Genomic DNA, 623 nt, shown 5'->3' with positions numbered 1-623 from the left:
ATCCAGCCATTGCATGGGGGCCACCTGATTAGCCTCACGTAGGGCCAGCTTTTGCTGTATCCAGCTGGATTTTTCCTGCAAAACTTGCTGCAATTGCGAGGCAGAAATGCGCTTGGGCGCATGGACCACCAAGCCCTCGGCCGTGATTTTAAGGCCTATGGATCTACGTGCCCGCAGATCCAGCTGGTAAGCAATCGTTTGCCCGTTAGGCAGTTGCAACTGCTGCGTGATCACAGATGCTGCATCTCCGTTTCAATCCATGTTTCGACTTGCTGATTCAACACATCCGGCTTAAGGCCGTTGGTGGGGATGACTGGGCCGATCACCACCTGAATCACGCCTGGATATTTAAGGATGGAGTTTTTACGCCAGTAGCGGCCTGCATTGTGCGCCACCGGCAGCACTGCGGTTTGCGTATGCGTCGCCAGCCAGGCGCCACCAATATGATACTTGGCGCGGGCACCGGGGGCGGTCCGTGTGCCTTCCGGAAAAATCACCACCAACAAGCCACGCTTGAGCCGGTCTTTGCCGTGATTCACTAATTTCTTCAGCGCTTCGCGGCCACTGCTGCGGTCAATCGGAATCGAGCCCACCGCCCACAAACCCCAGCCAAAAAACGGGAT

General features: G+C 56.2%; 2 protein-coding genes. Both read right to left on the bottom strand.

The genetic code is table 11. The annotated features are described in order from the left end of the window. The coding region (locus ACYVGT_RS28120; protein ID WP_460863880.1) for a YgjP-like metallopeptidase domain-containing protein at window positions 1–234 on the bottom strand (234 nt) is incomplete at its 3' end. Next, window positions 231–623: lysophospholipid acyltransferase family protein (locus tag ACYVGT_RS28115; RefSeq protein WP_460863877.1), on the bottom strand; the 393-nt coding region annotated here is incomplete at its 5' end. The genes ACYVGT_RS28115 and ACYVGT_RS28120, both read right to left, overlap by 4 nt.

The organism is Nocardiopsis coralliicola (genome assembly GCF_054779695.1).
The sequence above is the reverse complement of the archived record's forward strand: the minus strand, read 5'-3'. Positions and strand labels throughout refer to the sequence as shown.